The organism is Pseudomonas sp. JH-2, from assembly GCF_036231725.1.
In the GTDB taxonomy this organism is placed as follows: Bacteria; Pseudomonadota; Gammaproteobacteria; order Pseudomonadales; family Pseudomonadaceae; genus Pseudomonas; species Pseudomonas delhiensis.
Window position 1 is genome coordinate 1 of the sequence record NZ_JAZAQP010000078.1, and the last position, 20,897, is coordinate 20,897.

20 protein-coding genes and 1 pseudogene are annotated in these 20,897 nt (G+C 71.1%); 11 read left to right on the forward strand and 10 right to left on the reverse strand.

Going from position 1 to position 20,897, the window contains the following annotated elements; all coding sequences use genetic code 11:
* Positions 1 to 298 precede the first annotated feature (298 nt).
* The 4 genes from VV867_RS29635 to VV867_RS29650 form a co-directional block, all read right to left on the reverse strand.
* Positions 299 to 886, reverse strand: a complete 588-nt coding sequence (locus VV867_RS29635; RefSeq protein ID WP_328568313.1) for an NAD(P)H-dependent oxidoreductase — start codon at positions 884 to 886, stop codon at positions 299 to 301.
* A gap of 168 nt (positions 887 to 1,054) precedes the next feature.
* Positions 1,055 to 2,626, reverse strand: coding sequence for a M48 family metallopeptidase (locus tag VV867_RS29640; RefSeq protein ID WP_328568314.1), 1,572 nt, complete (start codon positions 2,624 to 2,626; stop codon positions 1,055 to 1,057).
* An 11-nt stretch (positions 2,627 to 2,637) separates the two neighbouring features.
* The gene (locus VV867_RS29645; RefSeq protein WP_109934780.1) at positions 2,638 to 3,000 is read right to left on the reverse strand and encodes a hypothetical protein; all 363 of its coding nucleotides are present in this window, start codon (positions 2,998 to 3,000) and stop codon (positions 2,638 to 2,640) included.
* A gap of 38 nt (positions 3,001 to 3,038) precedes the next feature.
* Complete coding sequence (locus VV867_RS29650) at positions 3,039 to 4,388, reverse strand: CHASE2 domain-containing protein (protein WP_328568315.1); 1,350 nt, start codon at positions 4,386 to 4,388, stop codon at positions 3,039 to 3,041.
* 145 nt (positions 4,389 to 4,533) lie between these two features.
* Between VV867_RS29650 and VV867_RS29655 the strand changes: the two genes are divergently transcribed.
* Entirely contained in the window at positions 4,534 to 5,379 is an 846-nt protein-coding gene (locus VV867_RS29655; protein WP_328568316.1) for a CAP domain-containing protein, read from the forward strand.
* A gap of 7 nt (positions 5,380 to 5,386) precedes the next feature.
* Here VV867_RS29655 and VV867_RS29660 read toward each other — a convergent pair whose 3' ends face one another.
* The 5 genes from VV867_RS29660 to VV867_RS29680 form a co-directional block, all read right to left on the reverse strand.
* Positions 5,387 to 6,157: an IclR family transcriptional regulator gene (locus VV867_RS29660; RefSeq protein WP_109934777.1), complete on the reverse strand. Its 771-nt coding sequence runs from the start codon at positions 6,155 to 6,157 to the stop codon at positions 5,387 to 5,389.
* Positions 6,158 to 6,233: 76 nt separating this feature from the next.
* The gene (locus tag VV867_RS29665) at positions 6,234 to 7,700 is read right to left on the reverse strand and encodes an amidase (RefSeq protein ID WP_109935772.1); all 1,467 of its coding nucleotides are present in this window, start codon (positions 7,698 to 7,700) and stop codon (positions 6,234 to 6,236) included.
* A gap of 9 nt (positions 7,701 to 7,709) precedes the next feature.
* Positions 7,710 to 9,032, reverse strand: a complete 1,323-nt coding sequence (locus VV867_RS29670; protein ID WP_328568317.1) for a citrate-proton symporter — start codon at positions 9,030 to 9,032, stop codon at positions 7,710 to 7,712.
* A 70-nt stretch (positions 9,033 to 9,102) separates the two neighbouring features.
* The gene (locus VV867_RS29675) at positions 9,103 to 10,269 is read right to left on the reverse strand and encodes a M20 aminoacylase family protein (RefSeq protein ID WP_328568318.1); all 1,167 of its coding nucleotides are present in this window, start codon (positions 10,267 to 10,269) and stop codon (positions 9,103 to 9,105) included.
* A 149-nt stretch (positions 10,270 to 10,418) separates the two neighbouring features.
* Positions 10,419 to 11,555: a porin gene (locus VV867_RS29680; RefSeq protein WP_442965060.1), complete on the reverse strand. Its 1,137-nt coding sequence runs from the start codon at positions 11,553 to 11,555 to the stop codon at positions 10,419 to 10,421.
* A gap of 250 nt (positions 11,556 to 11,805) precedes the next feature.
* On the opposite strand from VV867_RS29680, the gene mdcA reads away from it, so the two are divergent.
* Genes mdcA through madM form a run of 9 tightly spaced genes read left to right on the forward strand, consistent with a single transcriptional unit; the run spans position 11,806 to position 19,149 of the window.
* Positions 11,806 to 13,467, forward strand: coding sequence for a malonate decarboxylase subunit alpha (gene mdcA, locus VV867_RS29685; protein WP_328568319.1), 1,662 nt, complete (start codon positions 11,806 to 11,808; stop codon positions 13,465 to 13,467).
* On the forward strand, positions 13,467 to 14,342 hold the full coding sequence (locus VV867_RS29690) for a triphosphoribosyl-dephospho-CoA synthase (protein WP_328568320.1): 876 nt from the start codon (positions 13,467 to 13,469) through the stop codon (positions 14,340 to 14,342). The genes mdcA and VV867_RS29690 overlap by 1 nt, the downstream gene beginning before the upstream one ends.
* 2 nt (positions 14,343 to 14,344) lie before the next feature.
* The gene (locus tag VV867_RS29695; protein WP_328568321.1) at positions 14,345 to 14,644 is read left to right on the forward strand and encodes a malonate decarboxylase subunit delta; all 300 of its coding nucleotides are present in this window, start codon (positions 14,345 to 14,347) and stop codon (positions 14,642 to 14,644) included.
* The gene (locus tag VV867_RS29700; RefSeq protein ID WP_109934771.1) at positions 14,637 to 15,500 is read left to right on the forward strand and encodes a biotin-independent malonate decarboxylase subunit beta; all 864 of its coding nucleotides are present in this window, start codon (positions 14,637 to 14,639) and stop codon (positions 15,498 to 15,500) included. The genes VV867_RS29695 and VV867_RS29700 overlap by 8 nt, the downstream gene beginning before the upstream one ends.
* Positions 15,497 to 16,303 (forward strand): biotin-independent malonate decarboxylase subunit gamma, encoded by an 807-nt coding sequence (gene mdcE / locus VV867_RS29705; RefSeq protein ID WP_328568322.1) that lies wholly within the window; start codon positions 15,497 to 15,499, stop codon positions 16,301 to 16,303. Before VV867_RS29700 ends, mdcE begins: the two co-directional genes overlap by 4 nt.
* 17 nt (positions 16,304 to 16,320) lie before the next feature.
* Positions 16,321 to 16,989 carry a malonate decarboxylase holo-ACP synthase gene (locus VV867_RS29710; protein ID WP_328568323.1) on the forward strand — a complete coding sequence of 223 codons (669 nt, stop codon included), beginning with the start codon at positions 16,321 to 16,323 and terminating at the stop codon, positions 16,987 to 16,989.
* On the forward strand, positions 16,986 to 17,918 hold the full coding sequence (gene mdcH, locus VV867_RS29715) for a malonate decarboxylase subunit epsilon (RefSeq protein ID WP_328568324.1): 933 nt from the start codon (positions 16,986 to 16,988) through the stop codon (positions 17,916 to 17,918). The genes VV867_RS29710 and mdcH overlap by 4 nt, the downstream gene beginning before the upstream one ends.
* Positions 17,919 to 17,966: 48 nt before the next feature.
* Positions 17,967 to 18,383, forward strand: a complete 417-nt coding sequence (gene madL / locus VV867_RS29720; protein WP_043314736.1) for a malonate transporter subunit MadL — start codon at positions 17,967 to 17,969, stop codon at positions 18,381 to 18,383.
* Position 18,384: 1 nt separating this feature from the next.
* Positions 18,385 to 19,149: a malonate transporter subunit MadM gene (madM, locus tag VV867_RS29725; RefSeq protein WP_043314735.1), complete on the forward strand. Its 765-nt coding sequence runs from the start codon at positions 18,385 to 18,387 to the stop codon at positions 19,147 to 19,149.
* A gap of 32 nt (positions 19,150 to 19,181) precedes the next feature.
* Here the strand turns inward: madM and VV867_RS29730 are convergent, their stop codons facing one another.
* Positions 19,182 to 20,153, reverse strand: coding sequence for a LysR family transcriptional regulator (locus VV867_RS29730; protein WP_328568325.1), 972 nt, complete (start codon positions 20,151 to 20,153; stop codon positions 19,182 to 19,184).
* Positions 20,154 to 20,700: 547 nt separating this feature from the next.
* On the opposite strand from VV867_RS29730, the pseudogene VV867_RS29735 reads away from it, so the two are divergent.
* Positions 20,701 to 20,897 (forward strand): annotated as a pseudogene (locus VV867_RS29735) (porin); the annotation flags it as partial.

Consider the following 20,897-nt stretch of genomic DNA (forward strand, 5'->3'; position numbering starts at 1 on the left):
GGGCAAGCCTTTTTGGTTCCTTTTGTGGCGTTTGACAAAAGGGACTCGCCCGAGGGGGCGAAACAAGAGACATCCGAGCACTCGGAGCGGCGCGCTACACCGAGCCCAAACCCAAAAGTCTCTGGGTTCCCGCGTTCGCGGGAATGACGATTGGTAGAGAGGTGCATGGGTAAGGTTCGCGAGCAAGCTCGCTCCTACGAAAAGCGGGGCCCCATCATGTAGGAGCGGGCCCTGCCCGCGATTTCGCGCGCAGGGTGCGCTCCTACAGGTGAACGGCGCGGATGGGGCAGACCCTGCCTCAACGCCGGCCGAACACCTCGTCCAGGTGCCTGTGGTAGCGCGCCACGTCCGCCTCGATGCTCGGCTCCTTCATCACGTTCACGCAGAGGAAGGTCGGCAGCGGGCTCATGCCGAGGAACTGGTTGGCCTTGTGGAAGGGGAAGTAGACCGCGTCCACGCCCTTGCCCTCGAAGAAGTCGCCGGGGTCGTCGAAGGCCTGCTGCGGGGCGTTCCAGGTGGCCGAGATCATGTAGCGCTTGCCGTGGATCAGGCCGCCGCTGCCGTACTTCTGCGAGGCGTCGGAGCGGGTGCGGCCGTCGTTGGCGTAGAGGCTGCCGTGGCCGGCGGTGAAGACTTCGTCGAGGTACTTCTTCACGGTCCAGGGCGCGCCCATCCACCAGCCGGGCATCTGGTAGATGACCCCGTCGGCCCAGAGGAATTTCTGCACCTCTTCCTGGATGTCGTAGCCGCCGTCGATGAAGGTTTCCTTCACGTCGAAGCCGGCGTGGTCGAGGTGGGCCAGGGCCGCCTCGTGCAGGGTGGCGTTGTACTGGCCGTTGGAGTGGGCGAACTGCTTGCCGCCGTTGAGCAGGAGGATGTTTTTCATGGCAGGGGCTCCGAAAGCTGTGGATGGCCGGCAGGATAGCCGGGGCCCGGGGCCGGAAAAACCGGCCCCGCGGCAATTGATTTGTGCTTTCAGCTCACGAATCGGCGCCCGGCGTTGCTCCAGGTCATGCAATCGCCGGCGGCCCGGCCACCGGCGATGCCGGGGGCGTCAGACGGAGCGGGGCACCAGCTTGCGGCAGCTTTCCTTGCGGCTGGGGTACTGCTCGCACTTGCGCAACACGAACTGCACCTGGTCGTCGGCCTTGAGCTGACGGTTGGCCAGCAGCTTCTCGGTGATGAACAGTTCTTCCGAGCCCAGGTTGCGCTCGGCCTTGTCGATCATCGTCAGCGCCGCCTGCGGGTCGTTGCGCTTGAGGTGGTAGCTGATCATCAGGTCGTAGATCGATGGCCCGGCCAGCGACCAGTCCTGGATCGACTCCAGGTCGGCCAGCGCCGCGCGGCCGTCGCCGCGGTCCAGGTGGACGTTGAAGGCGGCGCGGCGCACCCCGGGCTGGTTGCCCACCGGCGAGGCCAGGGCGCGGGCGATGAAGGCCTGGGCCTGGGCCGGCTGCTTCTGCTCCAGCGCCGCGGTGGCGGCGTAGGCGTCCTTGTAGCCCTGCAGCGAGGCGCGCACCGTCGCCGAGTCGCGCACCTGCGGCCAGCTGCGCCGGTCGACCCGCGCGCGGGCCTGCTGGCGGTACTCGCGGTGCAGGTACTTGCGCAGTTCCTCGTCGCGGTCGGTGGGCGACATGTGCGAGCGGGTGAAGTATTGCCCGGTGGCCGAGATGGCCGTGCCCAGGCCCTGGTCGAGCAGGGTGTCGAGCTCGCGGCTGAAGCGGTTCAGGTCGAACTGCTGCAACGATTCCTGCATGGCGCCCTGGCGCGCCTTGAGGAAGCCGCCGAGCAGCGGCTCCTGCTTGCCCTGGAAATCGCCCAGGCGCTGCAGGCTGACGCTGGCGGCGCGCGGCGCGTAGCCGGCGCGGATCATCAGGTCGGTGCCCAGCAGGTCGGCCTGGTCTTCCTGGGTGCGGCCCCAGGCGGTGCTCCAGACGTTGTCCGAGAAGCTGTTGGCCAGGGCGGTGTAGAGCAGCGTATTGCCGATGGCCTTCTGGGTGCCCAGCGGGTCCTTGCTGACCAGCCTGAGCCGGCCGGTGCTGCGGTCCACGCCGGTGTCCGCGGCCACCGCGGCGATCACCACGGTGGTGGCGACGTTGAGCATCAGCTCCTTCTGCTGCTGGAACGCGGCCAGGCGGTCGTGGTGGCGCAGCAGCACGTGGCTCATCTCGTGGCCGAGCATGGCGGCGATCTCGTCCTCGCTCTCGACGTTGTCGAGCATGCCCAGGGGCACGAAGAGGGTGCCGAAGGGGTCGGCCGAGGGGCCGAAGGCATAGCTGTCGGTGATGCGCACCTGCAGTTTCGGCGCCTCGCCCGGCCAGCCCTTGGCCAGGCGCTCGACGATGCCCTGCAGGTAGGCCTGCAGCTCGGGGATCTGCACCAGGTTCTGCTGGCGGATCTCGCTGGCCGGCAGGGTGCGGCCGTCGAAGCTCAGGCGCTGCTGGCTGGCGCGTTGCGGGTCGAGCCGGTAGTACTCGCGGACCTCGGCCTGGTCCAGGTAGTGGCCCTGCACCCGCGATTGGGTGGAGGGGCCGATCAGGTTCAGCGCCGCCTTGTGGGCGCCGTCGAGGGTCTGGCAGCCGGCCAGCAGGGCGAGCAGCGGCAGGGCCAGCAGCGGGGTCTTCATGCGCACCGCCCTCACTTCTTGCACCCGGCGCCGAAGCCGATGGTGGAATTGTTCTGCTGGTCCTCGGCCTGGCTGCGGGTGAGTTTCCCGCAGGGCAGGTCGACCACGTGCAGCGGCGGGTCGACGCGCACCGCCATGCTGTCCAGCCAGACCTTCTGCCCGCTCACCTCGACCTCCACCAGGTCCAGTTCCCTGTCGTACTGCAGCACCGGCAGCGCCTGCTGCGGCAGGCTGGCGCTGGGCACCGCGCGTTGCAGCTTGCCCTGGTCGTCGAGCAGTTCCACCGTGTCGTCGAGGTAGCCCACCACCTGGCTGGCGGCGAACAGGCTCTGGCTGAACAGGGCGCAAAGCAGGAATAGGGAGGTCTTGCTCATCTCTGGACTCCTTGAGTCGGGCGGTTTCCGAAGCCTCATCAGGCGTTGCGCCCGAGGCGTTCCTGGATCTTCTCGGCGAACAACGAAAGCGACAGCAGGAGGATGCCGAGCACGTTCACCGGGGTCATGTTCAGCCGGTACAGCGCATAGCTCAGCGCCGCCAGCAGCAGGGTCATGAGCGCAAGGCCGGCCAGCGGCGAGCGCAACCAGGGGTTGTGCGGCCAGCGCCCGGCGGGCCGCACCTGGAGGAACTTGAGCAGGGCGATCAGGCCGAGCAGGGCGAGCTGCGCCAGGTCCAGCGGGTTCACCGAGCCCAGGCTGAAGTCGGCCAGCGCCGGTGGGTCGCGGTAGTAATGCGGGCCCCAGGCGATCAGGTTGTCCAGGGCCATGGCGTGCAGGTATACGCCGGGGATCTTGCCGTGCAGCGGCGACAGGGTGAGGTCGCCGGTGCCGGCGATGCTGGCGCCGACCAGCACCAGCTTGCCGCGCAGCAACTCGCGCAGCAGGGCGCGGTCCTCGTCGGCGGTGGCTTCCAGGTCGCTGGCGGTCAGCGTCAGGCTGTACGGGCAGGTGGCCTGGGCCGAGTTGCCGAGCTTCCAGAACATCGCCTGGAGCATCTGCCGGAACACCCCGGGGGCGCTGCAGTGGCCGATGGCCGAGATGTGTTCCTGCAGCGGCGAGAGCTTCAGGCCCCACTGCAGGGCCATGGCCGGCAGTTGCGCGGCAGCCTCGGCGTCGGCCGGCAGCGCCGGGCAGGCGTGGCGCCGGCAGTATTCGCGGTACAGGCCCAGGGCCGGGCTTTCCAGGGGCCCCAGCGGGGTCTGCAGGGCCAGCGGGTACTGGTCGCCGAAGCCGCTCCAGGACACCAGCGCCGGGCGGCTGACCGCGGCGAAGCGCGGCAGCGCGTTGACCGCGCCGTCCACGCCGCCCGGCAACCCGGTGTTGGCCAGCAGCAGGGCGATGTCCTGGCGCTGGTAGCGCTCGAACACGTTGGCCAGCAACTGGCTCTCCATCAGCGGCTGCTGGCCGGGCACCGCGCGGGAGTGGTCATGGCTGTACAGCAGGTCGACGAACACCGCGCCGGGCTGGTAGGCGAGCAGGCGCTTGAACAGCTTGCTCTGCTCGCTGTAGGGCAGCGGCCAGTAGGCCTGGTGGCGTTGCAGGTAGGCGTCGTCGACCAGCACCACCACCACCTGGCGCTGCCCGCTGTCCGGGTAGCGCTCGGCGAACAGGCGGTTCAGCCAGCGCGCCGAGGCGGCGTTGGAGGAGCTGGCCAGGCCGAAGGGGTCGCACAGGGCGATGAAGGCGACCGCCAGGCCGAAGAGGATCGGGCGGGCATAACGCGAGACGAAGGACGTGACCGACTGCAACCTGGCTTCCCTGCACATGGCGATTCATTGGCGTCATTTTGCCATCATTGTTTCGTGATGTGAAAGTGCCATCTATTCGCCGGGCGCCCGGGGTGCGCCAGGGGGCAGCGAAAACCCGCGGGATCGCGCATCATGTCCGCCAGTCCACCAAGGGGAGCCTTACATGCGCGTGTTGCCGTCCGTTCTGCGATGCCTCCTGCCGTCCCTGGCGCTGCTGGCCGGCGCCGGCCATGCCGTGGCGGCCGAGCCGCTGCTCGAAGCCATCAACGTCTACCGCAGCCAGCCGCAGGCCTGCGCCGGCCGGGCCAGCGAGGCGCTGCCGCCGCTGGGGCAGGACTCGCGCCTGGTCCTGGCGCCGGGCATTTCCGACTGGCAGTCGGCGCTGAAAGCCACCGGCTACCCGATGAGCAGCGCGCGCATGCTCAGCCTCAGTGGGCCGAAGGACGAGCAGGCGGCCATGGCGGCGTTGCAGGAGAGTTTCTGCCAGGTGCTGCTGGACCCGCAGTTCATCGAGGTCGGCGTCAGCCGCGAAGGCAACGACTGGCGCGTGGTGCTGGCGCGGCCGCTGCTGCAGGGCAAGCTGGGCGACTGGCAGGCCGAGGGGCAGAAGCTGCTGCAGGCGGTCAACGCCGCCCGCGGCCAGGCGCGCCAGTGCGGCGGGCAGGCCTTCGCCAGGGCCGCGCCGCTGGGCTGGAACGCGGTGCTGGGCAGCGTGGCCGAGGAGCACAGCCGCGCCATGGCCAACGGCAACTATTTCTCCCATCTGGACCGCGACGGCCGCACCCCCGGCGACCGCGCCGAGCTGGGCGGCTACAGCGCCGGTTCCGTGGGCGAGAACATCGCCGCCGGGCAGGGCACCGCGAATGCCGTGGTGCAGGCCTGGCTGGCCAGCCCCGGCCACTGCGCCAACCTGATGAGTCCGCAGTACCGCGAGCTGGGCGCGGCCTACGCGGTGGACCCGAAGAGCGACGCCGGCATCTACTGGACGGCGATGTTCGGCGCGCCCTGAGCGCGCCTCAGGCGAGGCTGCGCTGCAACTGCTCGATGGTGTCGCCGAGGCTGCCCAGGTACTGGCGGCGCACCTGCTCGACGCTGCCCTGGTCCTGCGGCCAGTGCAGCGCGACGCTGCCCAGCAGGCGTTCGCCGGCGCGCACCGGCAGGGCGATGGCGCGGATCAGGAAGGGCAGGCGCACCGAGTATTCCCAGTGGCCTTCGGTGCGTTCGCCGAAGCCGCGGTGGTGCGCGCGCTCGTGCAACTGCAGTAGTTCCTCGCCTTGCAGCGCGTGGCGTTCGGCCAGGTTGCGCACGTGCTGCTCGTCCAGCGCCGCGAGGCAGGCCTGGCCCATGGCCGAGTGGAACAGGCTGGCCTTGAGCCCGACGATCATGCGGTTGCTCGGGTAGCGCTTGCGCAGGCGCTCGGGCACCGAGCTTTCCATCACCCGCAGGTCGGCGCCGTCGAAGAACGACAGGTCGGCCACCAGCCCGGTGCGCTCGCTCAGCGCCTTGAGCAGCGGCGCGGCTTCCTCCACCAGGCGCCGGCTGCGGCGCTCGTCGGCGTCGCCGAACAACCGCCGCGAGCTCAGCCGGTAGCGCCGGTCGCACAGGCCGCGGTAGAGCCAGCCCTGCTCCTGCAGGGTGTGCAGCAGGCGCGAGACGGTGGCCTTGGGCAGGGCAGTGAGGTAGTGCAGTTCCTCCAGCCCCAGGGAGCCGTGCTCGCCGAGCAGCTCGACGATCGCCAGGGCGCGCTCCACCGAGCGCACCGTGCTGCCTTCCTCTTTCCCCTGCATCGCCGTTCCCCATGTACCCAGTGCTGTCGGCACTGGGGAGGCAGGATGCGTGCCATGCCCGAGCGGGCCGCGCGCCTCAGCGTTCATCGAGCAGCGCCGGCGGCCGCCGGGCGACCCAGCGCGTCTGCCGTTCGTGGGCGTGGGCCAGTTGCAGCACGGCCAGGTCCGCCTGCGCCGGGCCGAGGATCTGCACGCCCATGGGCAGCCCGGCGGGGTTGAAGCCTACCGGCACGTTCATCGCCGGCAGCCCGGCGAGGGTGGCGCCGATCACCACTTCCATCCAGCGGTGGTAGGTGTCCATCGGGCGGCCGGCGATGGCATCCGGCCATGCCAGTTGTGCATCGAAAGGGAACACCTGGGCACTGGGCAGGAGCAGGTAGTCGTAACGCTCGAACAGCTTCTGCAGGGCGCGGTACCAGTCGCTGCGGTCCAGCGAGGCCTGGTAGACGTCGGCGGCGCCCAGGCCCAGTCCCGACTCCACTTCCCAGATCGCCTCCGGCTTGAGCTGCCGGCGCAGCGCCGGGTCGGCGTAGGCCGGGGCCAGGCTGCCGGCCACCAGCCACTGGCGGTGCACCAGCCAGCAGTGCCACAGGCGCGCCATGTCGTAGTCCGGGCGGCAGGGCTCGACTTCGGCGCCCAGGGCGCGGAAGTCCGCCAGGCCCGCCTCGCACAGTTGCAGCAGCCCCGGCTCGGTGGCCAGGTAGCCGTCGAAGTCGCCCAGCCAGCCGATGCGCGCGCCGCGGAAGTCGCGCTCCAGCGGGCCGTCGAGGTCGTCGCCGCCGCGCAGCGACAGGGGCGCGCCCGGGGCATGGCCGGCCTGGGTGCGCAGCAGCGCCGCCACGTCGGCCACGCTGCGGCCCATGGGGCCTTCCGTGGCCAGCTGCTGGACGAACAGGTCATTGGACGGGCCGAAGGGCACGCGGCCCTGGGACGGGCGCAGGCCGTAGACGTTGTTGAAGGCGGCCGGGTTGCGCAGCGAGCCCATCATGTCGCTGCCGTCGGCCACCGGCAGCATGCGCAGGGCCAGCGCCACCGCGGCACCGCCGCTGCTGCCGCCGGCGCTCAGGCGTGGCTCGTAGGCGTTGCCGGTGATGCCGTGCACGGTGTTGTAGGTGTGCGAGCCCAGGCCGAACTCGGGCACGTTGCTCCGCCCGACGAAGATGGCCCCGGCCCGGCGCGCGCGTTCCACCACGTAGGCGTCGTGGGCGGTGACCTGGTGGGCGAACAGCGGCGAGCCCATGCTGGTGACCATCCCGGCGCAGGCCGCCAGGTCCTTCGGCGCCTGGGGCATGCCGTGCAGCCAGCCGCGCCAGTGGCCGCGGGCGAGCAGGCGGTCGTGCTCGTCGGCGTCGCGCAGCAGTTCCTCGGCGGGGCGCAGGGACACCAGCGCGTTGACCCGCGGGTTGTAGCGGTCGATCTGCGCCAGGTAGGCCTGCATCACCTCGCGGCAGCTGACCTGGCGGCTGCGGATGGCTTCCGACAGCGGCCGCGCGTCGAGGGCGACGATGTCCTCGTCGAGCGGGGTGGCGTGGGACGCGGTCATCACGGTCATTCAGAGGCTCCGGGCAGTGGGGGAAAGGGTAGCGCGGGCGCGGCGGCGGGCCAGCGCCTCGGGGGCGCCCTCGCGCAGGAAGGCCAGGGCGAACAGGCCGATCAGCGAGGCCGCCAGCACGTACCAGGCCGGCGCCACCGGGGTGCCGCCGACCTGGGTCAGCCAGGCGACGATGAACGGGGCGAAGCCGCCGAACAGCATCACCGCCACGTTGTAGGCCAGGGCCAGGCCGGTGGAGCGCACGCGGGTGGGGAACTGCTCGGCCACGGCGGTGGGCGCCGGGCCGTAGCTGATGCCGATCAGGCTGCACAGCACCAGCTGCATCACCAGCAGGTTGCCGATGCTCGGCGCGCCGGCCACCCAGGCGAACAGCGGGTAGACCAGCAGGGTGAAGCCGAGCACCCCGGCGAACAGCACCGGGCGCCGGCCGTAGCGGTCGGAGAGGGCGCCGGCGACGGGGATGATCAGGGTCATCAGCGCCACCGCCAGCATCTGCACCATGAACACCTGGTCCAGCGGCAGGCCGAGCTGGGTGTGGGCGAAGGTCGGCATGTTCACCAGCACCACGTAGAAGGCCACGGTGCCGTTGATGGTCGAGCCCATGGTCACCAGCACCGCGCGGCGGTGCTCGCGCAGCACCTGGCGCAGGCCCACGGGTTTTTCCTGGCTGCTGGCGCGCACGAAGTCCTCGGTCTCCTCCATGTGCCGGCGCATCCACAGGCCCACCGGGCCGATCAGCAGGCCGAGCAGGAAGGGCACGCGCCAGCCCCAGGCGTCCAGCGCCTCGGGCGACAGGTTGTGGGTGACCAGGGCGCCCATGCCGGCGCCGGCGAACACCGCCAGGCACTGGCCGAACAGCTGCCAGGCGCCGTACAGGCCGCGGCGGTTGGCCGGCGCGGATTCCACCAGGAAGGCCGTGGCGCTGGCGTACTCGCCGCCGGTGGCGAAGCCCTGCAGCATGCGCGCGATGACGATCAGCGCCGGCGCGCCCACGCCGATGGCGGCGTAGTCGGGGGCGAAGGCGATCAGGGCGATGGCCACCGTCATCAGCGCGATGATCAGCTGCATGGCCGCCTTGCGCCCCTTGCGGTCGGCGTACATGCCCAGCAGCACGCCGCCCACCGGGCGCATGAAGAAGCCCACGCCGAAGGTGGCCAGGGCCATCAGCAGCGAGGCGTAGGCGCTCTCGGCGGGGAAGAACAGCCGGGCGATCAGGCTGGAGAGGAAGCCATAGACGATGAAGTCGTACCACTCGAGGGCGTTGCCGATCACGGCGGCCGCCACCTGGCGGTTGCGCGACACGGCGCGGGAAGAGGTCTGCATCACGGGTGCTCCTGGCGCGCCCGGGGCGGGCGCGCGGCTGGGTGAGGGAGGTGGCAGGGGGGAAGGGCGCTCAGGGGCGCAGCCAGCGCTCGGCCAGCGCCGCCCAGTAGGCGGCGCCGCGCACCAGGATGGCGTCGTTGAAGTCGTAGGCCGGGTTGTGCACCATCGCCCCGGCGCCGTTGCCGATGAACAGGTAGCTGCCGGGGCAGCGCTGGAGCATCCAGCCGAAGTCTTCGCTGCCCATCACCGTGGGCGCCTCGCGCACCTCGTCGGCGCCCACCAGCTCGATGCCGACCTCGCGGGCGAAGGCGGTTTCCTCCGCCGTGTTGACCAGCACCGGGTAGGCCGGGCGGTGCTCGACCTGCACCGTGCAGCCGTAGCTCTGCGCCTGGCTGTGGATGATCGCCTTGACCCGCTCCAGCACCTGTTCGCGCACCTTGGCGTCGAGGGCGCGCAGGCTCAGGCGCAGCAGCGCCTGCTGGGGGATGACGTTGGCCGCCTCGCCGGCCTGCAGCGCGCCGACGGTGACCACCGCCGCCTGTTGCGGGTCGACGTTGCGCCCCACCACCGTCTGCAGCGCCATCACCACGCTGGACGCCGCCACCAGCGGGTCGACGCTCAGGTGCGGCATCGAGCCGTGGCCGCCGACGCCGTCGATGCGAACTTCCAGCAGGTCCTGCGAGGCCATCATCGGCCCGCTGCGGAAGCACAGGTGGCCGGCTTCCAGCCCCGGCATGTTGTGCATGCCGAACAGCGCGTCGCAGGGGAAGCGCTGCAGCAGGTCGTCCTCCAGCATCGCCAGGGCGCCGCCCTGGCCTTCCTCGGCGGGCTGGAAGATCAGTGTCAGGCTGCCCTGGAAGTTGCGGGTGGCGGCCAGGTAGCGCGCCGCGCCTAGCAGCATCACGGTGTGCCCGTCGTGGCCGCAGGCGTGCATGCGCCCGTGGTGGCAACTGCTGTAGGGCAGGCCGGTGGCTTCCTCGATGGGCAGCGCGTCCATGTCGGCGCGCAGGCCCAGGCGCCGCGGCGAGTCGCCGTTGCGCAGCACGCCGACCACGCCGGTGCGGCCGACGCCGCGGTGCACCTCGTAGCCCCACTGGCCGAGCAGGTCGGCCACCAGGTCGGCGGTGCGGCGCTCTTCGAAGCCCAGTTCGGGGTGGGCGTGGATGTCCTGGCGCAGGGCCTTGAGTTCGTCGGCGCTGTCGTTCAGCCAGGCGAGGATGTGAGCGTGGAGGGACATGTGGGGGCTCTCCCGGGGTAGCCGGACTGGAGTCCGGTCTTGTTGGCGGTTACCGGCAGCGGGGCCGCCGGCTCGGATGGCTACCAGCAAAGCGCGGGCGCCGTGACGGGGCAATGCGCGGTGGTTCCACCCTGTGGAACCTCGCGCGCTCAGAAGTGGTAGTAGATGCCGATGGCCACGCTGGACGGGTCGTCGCCGGCCTGCTCGACGGGGATGCCGGCGTAGCTCACGGCGGCCTGGCGCTGGTTGTCGATCAGCGCCACACGGCCGTACAGCGCCAGGTTCGGGCGCAGGAAGTGGTCGTAGCCGAGCATCACCCCGGTGGCGTCCTGCTCGCCGCTGTCGACGTTGCGCCGGGTGGCCACCAGCCGCGCCAGGTCGCGCTCGCCCACCGGCAGCATGAAGCCGAGGGTCCAGGCGGTCATGCTCGGCGTGCCGGGGTAGTCCACGTCCTGGCGCTGCCAGGTGAGGTTGGAGGAGAAGGGGCCGAAGTCGTAGAACGCCGAGGCGCTCTTGAAGGCGTTGTGCGTCTGCCGGCTGCGCCCGCCGTCGTCCCACGGGTCGCTCAGGTAGTCGTTGTAGGAGCCGAGCAGGATCAGCCGGCTGTCGCGGTACTGCAGGCTCACGCCCTTGCCGCGCACGGTCTTCCCGGCGCTGGCGGCGTCGTCGAAGCCGAAGGTCATGGCCGTGCCGACGCTGAAGCCGTGGTAGCTCGGGGTGGTGTAGGCGAGGGTGTGCTTGGGCCGCACGTCCAGGTAGTACGCGCCCTTGCCGCGCGGCGGCAGGGTGAGGAAGGTGTAGGGCGAGCCGTACACGGCGAGGAAGGGGTCGGCGTAGGTCGGGGTGCTCATGTTGTAGGTCTTGCCGAATTCCAGCTTGCCGTAGTGGCGGGTGCGCAGCGCCACCAGCGCCAGGCGCAGCGCGCCGACCTGCTTCCAGTGCTGGTCCAGGGCCTGGCCGTTGAGGTTGAAGCCTTCCTCGACGTCGGCCTCCAGCACCGTGTCCTCGTCCAGCGCCTTGCGCAGGTACAGGCCCAGCTTGTTGGTCCAGGCCCCGCCGCCCTCCAGGCGCCAGCCGGAGTGGTGGCCGGAGTCGTGGTAGTCGGCGAAGGCGTCGAGGGTCCCGTAGACCCTGGCCTTGTCGTCGAAGCCCTTGTCCACGTTGTAGTAACCGAAGCCCGAGGCGATGCGGGCGATGCCGGGGAAGCCGTCGGCCTGGGCGGCCAGGGGCGCGGCCAGCAGGGCGACGAGGGGGAACAGCGACTGCTTGCTGAGTGAGGTGTGCACGGCGCGGATTCCTGATTCTGGTTGTTGTTCGCGGGGTCCGCCTGTCCCCTTGGCGGGACTGTCGGCGCGTTTTCAGCAGAATCCGGAGAGGGCCCGGCGGGCAATGCACAGCGGTTCCATGGCGCGGAACCGTTGGCAGGCTGGGTCAAACGTTACGCTCAGGGTAACGATCATGCGCCGGGCTTGATTGATGCCCCCGCCGCCGGGTCCCTAAGGTGCGTCCACGACAGCAGCGTTCGTGGAGGTACCGATGATCCAGACATCCCCCCCGCCCCAGTGGTCGCGGCGCCGCGCCGAGAAGGCGCGCCGCCTCGAACGGGTGCGCCACCTGGCCGACGGCGCGGTGCTGCCGCGCGAGCACCTGGTGCGGGCCCTGGAGGCGCTGATCGCCCCGGGCGACCGCGTGGTGCTGGAGGGCAACAACCAGAAGCAGGCCGACTTCCTCTCGCGCAGCCTGGCCCGGGTGGACCCGGGCAAGGTCCACGACCTGCACATGATCATGCCCAGCGTCGGCCGCCCCGAGCACCTGGACCTGTTCGAGCTGGGCATCGCGCGCAAGCTCGACTTCTCCTTCTCCGGCCCGCAGAGCCTGCGCATCGGCCAGCTGCTGGAGGACGGGCTGCTGGAGATCGGCGCCATCCACACCTACATCGAGCTGTACTCGCGCCTGGTGGTGGACCTGATCCCCAACGTCGCCCTGGTCGCCGGCTTCGTCGCCGACCGCGAGGGCAACCTCTACACCGGCCCCAGCACCGAGGACACCCCGGCGCTGGTGGAGCCCACCGCCTTCAGCGACGGCATCGTCATCGCCCAGGTCAACCGCATCGTCGACGACCCCCGCGACCTGCCGCGGGTGGACATCCCGGCGAGCTGGATCGACTTCGTGGTGGAGGCCGACCGGCCGTTCTACATCGAGCCGCTGTTCACCCGCGACCCGCGCCACATCAAGCCGGTGCACGTGCTGATGGCGATGATGGCGATCCGCGGCATCTACCAGCGGCACGAGGTGCAGTCGCTGAACCACGGCATCGGCTTCAACACCGCGGCCATCGAGCTGATCCTGCCGACCTACGGCGAGTCCCTGGGCCTGAAGGGCAAGATCTGCCGGCACTGGACGCTCAACCCGCACCCGACGCTGATCCCGGCCATCGAGAGCGGCTGGGTGGAAAGCGTGCACTGCTTCGGCACCGAGCTGGGCATGGAGCGCTACATCGCCCAGCGCCCGGACGTGTTCTTCACCGGCCGCGACGGCTCGCTGCGCTCCAACCGCATGTTCTGCCAGCTGGCCGGGCAGTACGCGGTGGACCTGTTCATCGGCGCCACCCTGCAGGTGGACGGCGACGGCCATTCCTCCACCGTCACCCGCGGCCGCCTGGCCGGCTTCGGCGGCGCACCGAACATGGGCCACGACCCGCGTGGGCGGAGGCATTCCACCCCGGCCTGGCTGGACATGCGGCCCGAGCCGGAGGCCCTGCTGGCGCGCGGCAAGAAGCTGGTGGTGCAGATGGTCGAGACCTTCCAGGACGGCGGCAAACCGACCTTCGTCGAGCAGCTCGACGCCGTGGAGGTGGCGCGCAAGGCCAAAATGCCGCTGGCGCCGGTGATGATCTACGGCGACGACGTCACCCACGTGCTCACCGAGGAAGGCATCGCCTACCTGTACAAGGCGCGCTCGCTGGAGGAACGCCGGGCGATGATCGCCGCGGTGGCCGGCATCAGCCCCATCGGCCTGCGCCACGACCCGAAGGACACCGAGCGCCTGCGCCGCGAAGGGCTGGTCGCGCTGCCCGAGGACCTGGGCATCCGCCGCGCCGACGCCAGCCGCGAACTGCTCGCGGCCAAGAGCATCGGCGAACTGGTCGACTGGTCCGGGGGCCTGTACGAGCCGCCGGCGCGCTTCAGGAGCTGGTGATGGCCCAAGCCTACGAACTCGAACCCCGCGTCGGCCTCGGCGAGTGCCTGGCCGACCTGGCGGTGGACGCGCTGATCGACGAAGCCGAGCTGTCGCCCAAGCCGGCCCTGGTGGACCGCCGTGGCAGCGGTGCCCACCGCGACCTGCACCTGGGCCTGATGCAGGCCTCGGCGCTGAGCCTGTGGCCGTGCTTGCGGGCCATGGCCGAGGCCGCGCGGGAGCATGGGGCGGTAGGCCTGCCCCTGCGCGAAACCCTCGGCCGGCTCGGCCGCGAAGGCGAAGCCGACATGCTGCGCACCACCGCCGGGGTGAACACCCATCGCGGCGCCATCTGGGCCCTGGGCCTGCTGACCGCCGCCGCCGCCCTCGACCCGCAGCGGGTGGCAGCCGAAGCCGTGGCCGCCCGCGCCGGCCGCATCGCCCTGCTGGCCGACCGCGCACAACCGCAGCTGAACAGCCACGGCAACAAGGTTCGCCAACGCTATGGCGTCGGCGGCGCCCGCGAGGAAGCGCAACTGGGCTTCCCGCGCGTGGTCCGCCACGGCCTGCCGCAACTGCGGCGCAGCCGCGCGGCCGGCGCCGGCGAGCAGAACGCCCGGCTCGACGCGCTGCTGGCGATCATGGCGGTGCTGGACGACACCTGCGTGCTGCACCGCGCCGGCCAGCCCGGCCTGGACGTGATGCAGGGCGGCGCGCGGGCGGTGCTCGCCGCCGGCGGCAGCGCCAGCCTCGCCGGGCGCCGTCGCCTGCGCGAGCTGGACCAGGCGCTGCTGGGCCTCAACGCATCCCCCGGTGGCGCCGCCGACCTGCTGGCCGCCTGTCTCTTTCTGGATCGCCTGCCCGCCGCGCTCGGCGGGTGGGTCGGGAGCCTCTGACCATGGAAACCCTGTCCTTCGAATTCCCCGCCGCCGCCTCGCTGCGCGGCCGCGCCCTGGTGGGCTGCGTCGGTTCCGGCGACCTGGAGGTGCTGCTGCAACCGGCGCCTAACGCCACCCTGAGCATCGAGGTGGTGACCTCGGTGAACGGCAGCGCGCCGCGCTGGCAGCAGCTCTTCGAGCGGCTGTTCGCCGCCGTGCCGGCGCCGGCCGCGCAACTCTGCATCCACGACTTCGGCGCCACCCCCGGGGTGGTGCGCCTGCGCCTGGAACAGGCGCTGGAGGAAGCTGGCCATGAATAACGTCGCCCGCTTGCTGGCCCTGCGCAGCTTCACCGAACTCTCCGCCCGCCAGCGCGCCCGCGAGCTGCTGGACGCCGGCAGCTTCCGCGAACTCATCGACCCCTTCGCCCGGGTGCAGTCACCCTGGCTGGAAGGGCAGGGCATAGTGCCCCAGGCCGACGACGGTGTGGTCATCGCCCGCGGCACCCTGGACGGCCAGCCGGCCGTGGTCGCCGCCATCGAAGGCGCCTTCCAGGGCGGCAGCATGGGCGAGGTCGGCGGGGCGAAGATCGCCGGCGCCCTGGAACTGGCCGCCGAGGACAACCGCAACGGCATCCCCACCCGCGCCCTGCTGTTGCTGGAAACCGGCGGCGTGCGCCTGCAGGAGGCCAACCTGGGGCTGGCGGCCATCGCCGAGATCCAGGCGGCCATCGTCGACCTGCAGCGCTACCAGCCGGTGGTGGCGCTGGTCGCAGGCCCGGTCGGCTGCTTCGGCGGCATGTCCATCGCCGCCGGGCTGTGCAGCTACGTGCTGGTCACCCGCGAAGCGCGCCTGGGGCTGAACGGCCCGCAGGTGATCGAGCAGGAAGCCGGCATCGAGGAATACGACTCCCGCGACCGGCCGTTCATCTGGAGCCTCACCGGCGGCGAGCAACGCGCCGCCAGCGGCCTGGCCGACGCCTGCCTGGCCGACGACGTGGCGACCCTGCACGGCGCGGTGCGCGAGTACTTCGCCAAGGGCCTGCCGGCACGGCCGCGCAGCCGCCGGGTGGCGGACTTCCTGGCGCGCCTGGCAAGCCTCGACACCCGCGAACAGATCGACGCCGCCGGCGTGCGCTGCCTGTACCAGGGCCTGAATCAAGGAGACGCGCAATGAGCCAAGCAACAGTTTCCCGCGGCCTGGCCTGGTTCCAGGCCCTGGCCGGCGAACAGCCCGCGCGCCCGCAGGACGGCGCCTCGCTGCGGGTGGCCGACGCCGAGCTGGACGGCCAGCCGCTGCGTTACCTGGCGGTGGTGCCGGATGCGAACGATGCCTTCCCCCGCGCCCGCAACGGCGAGGTCGGCCTGCTGGAAGGCTGGCGCCTGGCGGCGGCGGTGGAGGAGGCCATCGAGGCCGACCGCGATGCGCCGCTCAAGCGCGCGCTGGTGGCGATAGTCGACGTGCCCAGCCAGGCCTATGGCCGCCGCGAGGAGGCCCTGGGCATCCACCAGGCCCTGGCGGCGGCGGTGGACGCCTATGCCCGCGCGCGCCTCGCCGGCCACCCGGTGGTCGGCCTGCTGGTGGGCAAGGCCATGTCCGGCGCCTTCCTCGCCCACGGCTACCAGGCCAACCGCCTGATCGCCCTGCGCGACGCCGGGGTGATGGTCCACGCCATGGGCAAGGCCGCCGCCGCGCGCATCACCCTGCGCAGCGTCGAGGAGCTGGAGCGCCTGGCCGCCACGGTGCCGCCGATGGCCTACGACATCGACAGCTACGCCTCCCTGGGCCTGCTGTGGGACAGCCTCGAAGTGCCGTCCATTGACGCGCCCGGTGAAGCGGACGTGGTCCAGGTGCAAGCCAGCCTGCGCCGCGCCCTGGACGACATAGCCGGCGCCCCGAGGGACCTTCGCGGCCGCCTCGGCGCGGCCAACCGCGCGGCCTCCAGCCGCGTGCGCGAACTGCTGCGCGAGCAGTGGTGAGAACTCGGGAGCGGGCCATGGCCATCGTCGAAAGCTCACAGCGGGGCCCACGCCGGGACGGGCCCGCTCCCGACCTTTTCCGCGCCCATGACCTGCTCTGGGGCATGGACGCAGAGCATCTACTGGAGGACGCTCCGGCCTGGGCGAGCGAAGTGCTGGCAGCCGGCTGGCCTGTTGTCGTGCGCCGCGCGCCGGCGCGCCCGGGCTGGCTGGCGGTGGGCCTGCGCGGCCACAGCCGCGAGCAGCGCTGGGCCGGCTGGCTGCCGCTGGAAGCGGTGATGCGTTGCACCACGCCCGAGGCGCTGCGCCAGGCCGAGCCGCAACGCGAACTGCCCGCCTGGCAGGCCCTGCGCCAGGTGCGCGCAGGGCTGGACGCCACCGGCCTGGCCTGGGGCATCACCGGCGGCGCCGGCTTCGAACTGGCCAGCGGCGTGCCGGTGCTGCACGGCGCCAGCGACCTCGACCTGCTGCTGCGCACCCCGCAGCCGTTTTCCCGCGACGCGGCCCGCGCGCTGCTCGCCGAACTGAACCAAGCCGCCTGCCGCATCGACCTGCAACTGCAGACCCCCACCGGTGGCCTGGCCCTGGCCGAATGGGCCGGGGAGGGCGCCCGGGTGATGGTCAAGGGCGACCACGCGCCGGTCCTGCTGGCCGATCCCTGGGCGCGCGCCGAGGTGGCCGCATGAGCAGCCTCTTCGCCTTCCCCGGCCAGGGCGCGCAGTACCCCGGCATGCTCTCGGCGCTGCCCGGCGAGCCGGAAGTGCGTGCCTGCCTGGAAGAGGCGGCGAACGTGCTCGGCCAGTCCATGGCCAGCCTGGAAAGCGCCGAGGCCCTGGCCTCGACCCGCGCCGTGCAGTTGTGCCTGCTGATCGCCGGCGTCGCCACGGCACGCCTGCTCGCCGCGCGTGGGCACCGGCCAGCGCTGGTGGCGGGACTGTCCATCGGCGCCTATCCGGCCGCCGTGGTCGCCGGTGCCCTGGACTACGCCGACGCCCTGCGCCTGGTCGCCCTGCGCGGTGAACTGATGCAGCAGGCCTGGCCCAGCGGCTACGGCATGAGCGCCATCCTCGGCCTGGAGCAGCCACAACTGGAGCCGTTGCTGGCCCAGGTGCACAGCGCCGAACGCCCGGTCTACCTGGCCAATATCAACGCCGAACGGCAACTGGTGGTGGCTGGCAGCGACGAGGCCCTGCAAGCCATCGCCGAACTGGCCCGGGCCCATGGCGCCAGCGCGGCGAAGCGCCTGGTGGTCAGCGTGCCCTCGCACTGCGAGCTGCTGGCCGAACCCGCCGCGCGCCTGGCCGAGGCCTTCGCCGGCGTGCGCCTGGGCCGCCCGCGGCTGCGCTACCTGAGCAGCAGCACGGCGCGCCTGGTCATGGACCCGGCGGCGCTTGCCGCGGACCTGGCCGGCAACATGGCGCGCCGCGTGGAGTGGCGCGCCACCCTGCGCAGCGCCTACGAGCGCGGCGCCCGCCTGCACCTGGAGCTGCCGCCCGGGCGCATACTCACCGGCCTGGCCAGGCCCTGCTTCGGCGCCGCCGCCATCGCCTTCGACGGCGCCCGCGCAGACACCCTGGACGCGCTGCTGCGCGAGGAGGAACGCCGCGACCCCTGAACCGGTCCCATTACCCCCAACCCCAACGACCAACCGAGGACAACAACAATGATCATCTACGGTGTCGCTCTACTGTCTGCATGCACGCTCGCGGGCGTGATCCTGGGAGACCTGCTGGGCGTGCTGCTCGGCGTGCAATCCAACGTCGGCGGCGTCGGCATCGCCATGCTGCTGCTGATCTTCGCCCGCCTGGCGATGCACAAGCGCGGCGGCCTGAGCAAGGAATGCGAGTTCGGCGTGGGCTTCTGGGGCGCCATGTACATTCCCGTGGTGGTGGCCATGGCGGCCCAGCAGAACGTGGTCACCGCCCTGCACGGCGGCCCGGTGGCGCTGCTGGCGGCGATCGGCTCGGTGCTGGTGTGCGGCGCGACCATCGCGCTGATCAGCCGCACCCACCGCGGCGAGCCGCTACCGCGCGAGGACCGCGCCGAAGACCTGGGCGCCGCCCCGGTGGGAGGGCGCTGAGATGTGGCAGATCGTCGAGAACGCGCTCATCCATAACGGCCTGGTCACCGCCTTCGCGGTGGTGGGCGTGATCATGTGGGTGTCGGTGCTGATTTCCCGCCACCTGACCTTCGGCCGCGTCCACGGCTCGGCCATCGCCATCCTCATCGGCCTGGTGCTGGCCTGGGTCGGCGGCACCCTCAGCGGTGGGCAGAAGGGCCTGGCCGACCTCTCGCTGTTCTCCGGCATCGGCCTGATGGGCGGGGCCATGCTGCGCGACTTCGCCATCGTCGCCACGGCCTTCGAGGTGCAGGCCACCGAGGCGCGCAAGGCCGGGCTGATCGGCGCGGTGTCGCTGCTGCTGGGGACCATCCTGCCGTTCATCGTCGGGGTGATCGTGGCCTGGTCGTTCGGCTATCGCGACGCGGTGAGCATGACCACCATAGGTGCGGGGGCTGTCACCTACATCGTCGGCCCGGTCACCGGCGCGGCGCTGGGCGCCAGTTCCGACGTGATGGCGCTGTCCATCGCCACCGGGCTGATCAAGGCGATCCTGGTGATGGTCTTCACCCCGGTCTCGGCGCGCCTGCTGGGGCTGGACAACCCGCGCTCGGCGATGGTCTTCGGCGGCCTGGCCGGCACCGTCAGCGGCGTCACCGCCGGGCTCGCCGCCACCGACCGGCGCCTGGTGCCCTACGGCGCGCTGACCGCCACCTTCCACACCGGCCTGGGCTGCCTGCTCGGCCCGTCGCTGCTGTACTTCTGCGTGCGCGGCCTGGTGGGCTGAGGCAGGGGCCGGCTGCAAGCGGGCGGGGCGCCTCAGGCCCCCGCCCGCGCCGCTTCCTGCTCGTGGCGCATGCCGTACATGCGGCATTCGGCGAGCAGCGCCAGCAGGTTCGGGTCGCGCTCCTTGGCGCGCAGGAACACCACGCCGATGCGCTGCTGCAGGCGGTAGCGCGCCTGCAGCGGAATGAGCTTCACGCGGTTCTCGTACACCGCCTCGATGCGCTTGGGCAGCAGCGCGTAGCCGACCCCGGAACTGACCATGCTGAGCAGGGTGAAGATGTCGTTCACCTGCATGGCGATGTGCGGCTCGAAGCCGGCCTGGCGGAACACCCGCACGCCGTCCTGGTGGGTGGCGAAGCCCTGGGCCAGGGTGACGAAGGGCGCCTCCTTCAGGCTCGCCAGGTCGATCTCGGCCAGCTCGGCGTAGGGCGAATCCACCGGCACGGCGAGGAAGATGTCGTCGGAGAACAGCGGCAGCTGCTCGCAGTCCGGGTCGGCCACGCTTTCGTTGAGCGACACCAGGATGGCGTCCAGCTCCATGTTCTTCAGCTGGTAGAAGAGGTCGACGTTGGAGCCGAGGATGAGGTCGATGTTCAGCTCGCTGCGCCGCAGCTTCAGGCCCATGATCAGCTGCGGCACGGTCTTCACCGTCAGCGAGTAGAGCGCGCCGAGCTTGAAGCGCTCGGCGGAGAAGCCGGCGGCCTCGCGAGTCAGGCGCACCGTCTCGTTCACATCCTGCACCAGCTTCTGCGCGCGCTCCTCCAGCACGAAGGCGCTCTCCAGCGGCGTGAGGGTGCGCCCCTCGTGCTTGAACAGCGGGCAGCGCAGGGCGCTTTCCAGGGAATGGATGGCGCGGTGCACGCTGACGTTGCTGGTGCCCAGCTCGGCGGCGGCGCGGGCCAGGTTGCCGGTGCGCATGAAGGCCAGGAACACCTCCAGCCTCTTCAGCGTCAGCTCTTCGTCGATGCGCGGTATGGGCGCGCTGACCGTATCAGCGCGGGCCATGGGCGCCTCGGGCGGGGTGCGGAAGGGGCATGCGGGTTCTCGCTCGGTCGGTGGCCCGGCCAAGGTAGCGGAGCCGGGCGCGGGCTTCCAGCCGCTATCGGAGCGAGGTGGTGGACAGCGCTGTCTCGCTGGGCGGGACGCCGTTGCCGGGCCGCAGGCCGCCAATCGGCTGGCCTGCAGGAGGGTACCGAGCATGGCCAGGTCGGCTTTCAGGCTCCTGTATTACCCTGATAAGAGTGAGGATATTGAGGAAAATATTTCGCGTATGGGCTGGATTATTACGGGATATGAAAAATAATATTGCCAGCCCCGTGGCTGGCCACAGGCCTTCGCGGGCAGTAACGTGCGCGTCGCCTTTACCGAGGCGTTTTTTTCGTCCGTCAAAGATAGCGCTGTCTCAAGGCCGCGCGACAATGGGGAACGGCCGTGCCAGAGCGGTGCGCCGGCCCCTGTTCTACAGTTTTCGTTTGGCCATGCGGCTCGCACCCTGGGGAGGCGGGCCGGGTGGCGCTTTTCCGCTTCAAGGCTGCCAGGAGGAATAGCCAGCATGATCACCGCTCGCAATCTTGCCCCGGGGCTGGGGCTGCTCGCCCTGCTGGCCAGTGGCGCGCAGGGCGACGAGGCCTTTTCCGCCGATTCGAAATGGGGCCTGGGGGACTGGGGCGGTACCCGCAGCGAGCTGCTGGAGAAGGGCTACGACTTCAAGCTGGACTACGTCGGCGAGGCCGCGGGCAACCTGCACGG

Bases quoted from the DNA above. Each gene is read 5' to 3' on its own strand.
- VV867_RS29635 (WP_328568313.1), bottom strand. From the start codon at position 886: ATGAAAAACATCCTCCTGCTCAACGGCGGCAAGCAGTTCGCCCACTCC.
- VV867_RS29640 (WP_328568314.1), bottom strand. From the start codon at position 2,626: ATGAAGACCCCGCTGCTGGCCCTGCCGCTGCTCGCCCTGCTGGCCGGC.
- VV867_RS29645 (WP_109934780.1), bottom strand. From the start codon at position 3,000: ATGAGCAAGACCTCCCTATTCCTGCTTTGCGCCCTGTTCAGCCAGAGC.
- VV867_RS29650 (WP_328568315.1), bottom strand. From the start codon at position 4,388: ATGTGCAGGGAAGCCAGGTTGCAGTCGGTCACGTCCTTCGTCTCGCGT.
- VV867_RS29655 (WP_328568316.1), top strand. From the start codon at position 4,534: ATGCGCGTGTTGCCGTCCGTTCTGCGATGCCTCCTGCCGTCCCTGGCG.
- VV867_RS29660 (WP_109934777.1), bottom strand. From the start codon at position 6,157: ATGCAGGGGAAAGAGGAAGGCAGCACGGTGCGCTCGGTGGAGCGCGCC.
- VV867_RS29665 (WP_109935772.1), bottom strand. From the start codon at position 7,700: ATGACCGCGTCCCACGCCACCCCGCTCGACGAGGACATCGTCGCCCTC.
- VV867_RS29670 (WP_328568317.1), bottom strand. From the start codon at position 9,032: ATGCAGACCTCTTCCCGCGCCGTGTCGCGCAACCGCCAGGTGGCGGCC.
- VV867_RS29675 (WP_328568318.1), bottom strand. From the start codon at position 10,269: ATGTCCCTCCACGCTCACATCCTCGCCTGGCTGAACGACAGCGCCGAC.
- mdcA (WP_328568319.1), top strand. From the start codon at position 11,806: ATGATCCAGACATCCCCCCCGCCCCAGTGGTCGCGGCGCCGCGCCGAG.
- VV867_RS29690 (WP_328568320.1), top strand. From the start codon at position 13,467: ATGGCCCAAGCCTACGAACTCGAACCCCGCGTCGGCCTCGGCGAGTGC.
- VV867_RS29695 (WP_328568321.1), top strand. From the start codon at position 14,345: ATGGAAACCCTGTCCTTCGAATTCCCCGCCGCCGCCTCGCTGCGCGGC.
- VV867_RS29700 (WP_109934771.1), top strand. From the start codon at position 14,637: ATGAATAACGTCGCCCGCTTGCTGGCCCTGCGCAGCTTCACCGAACTC.
- mdcE (WP_328568322.1), top strand. From the start codon at position 15,497: ATGAGCCAAGCAACAGTTTCCCGCGGCCTGGCCTGGTTCCAGGCCCTG.
- VV867_RS29710 (WP_328568323.1), top strand. From the start codon at position 16,321: ATGGCCATCGTCGAAAGCTCACAGCGGGGCCCACGCCGGGACGGGCCC.
- mdcH (WP_328568324.1), top strand. From the start codon at position 16,986: ATGAGCAGCCTCTTCGCCTTCCCCGGCCAGGGCGCGCAGTACCCCGGC.
- madL (WP_043314736.1), top strand. From the start codon at position 17,967: ATGATCATCTACGGTGTCGCTCTACTGTCTGCATGCACGCTCGCGGGC.
- madM (WP_043314735.1), top strand. From the start codon at position 18,385: ATGTGGCAGATCGTCGAGAACGCGCTCATCCATAACGGCCTGGTCACC.
- VV867_RS29730 (WP_328568325.1), bottom strand. From the start codon at position 20,153: ATGGCCCGCGCTGATACGGTCAGCGCGCCCATACCGCGCATCGACGAA.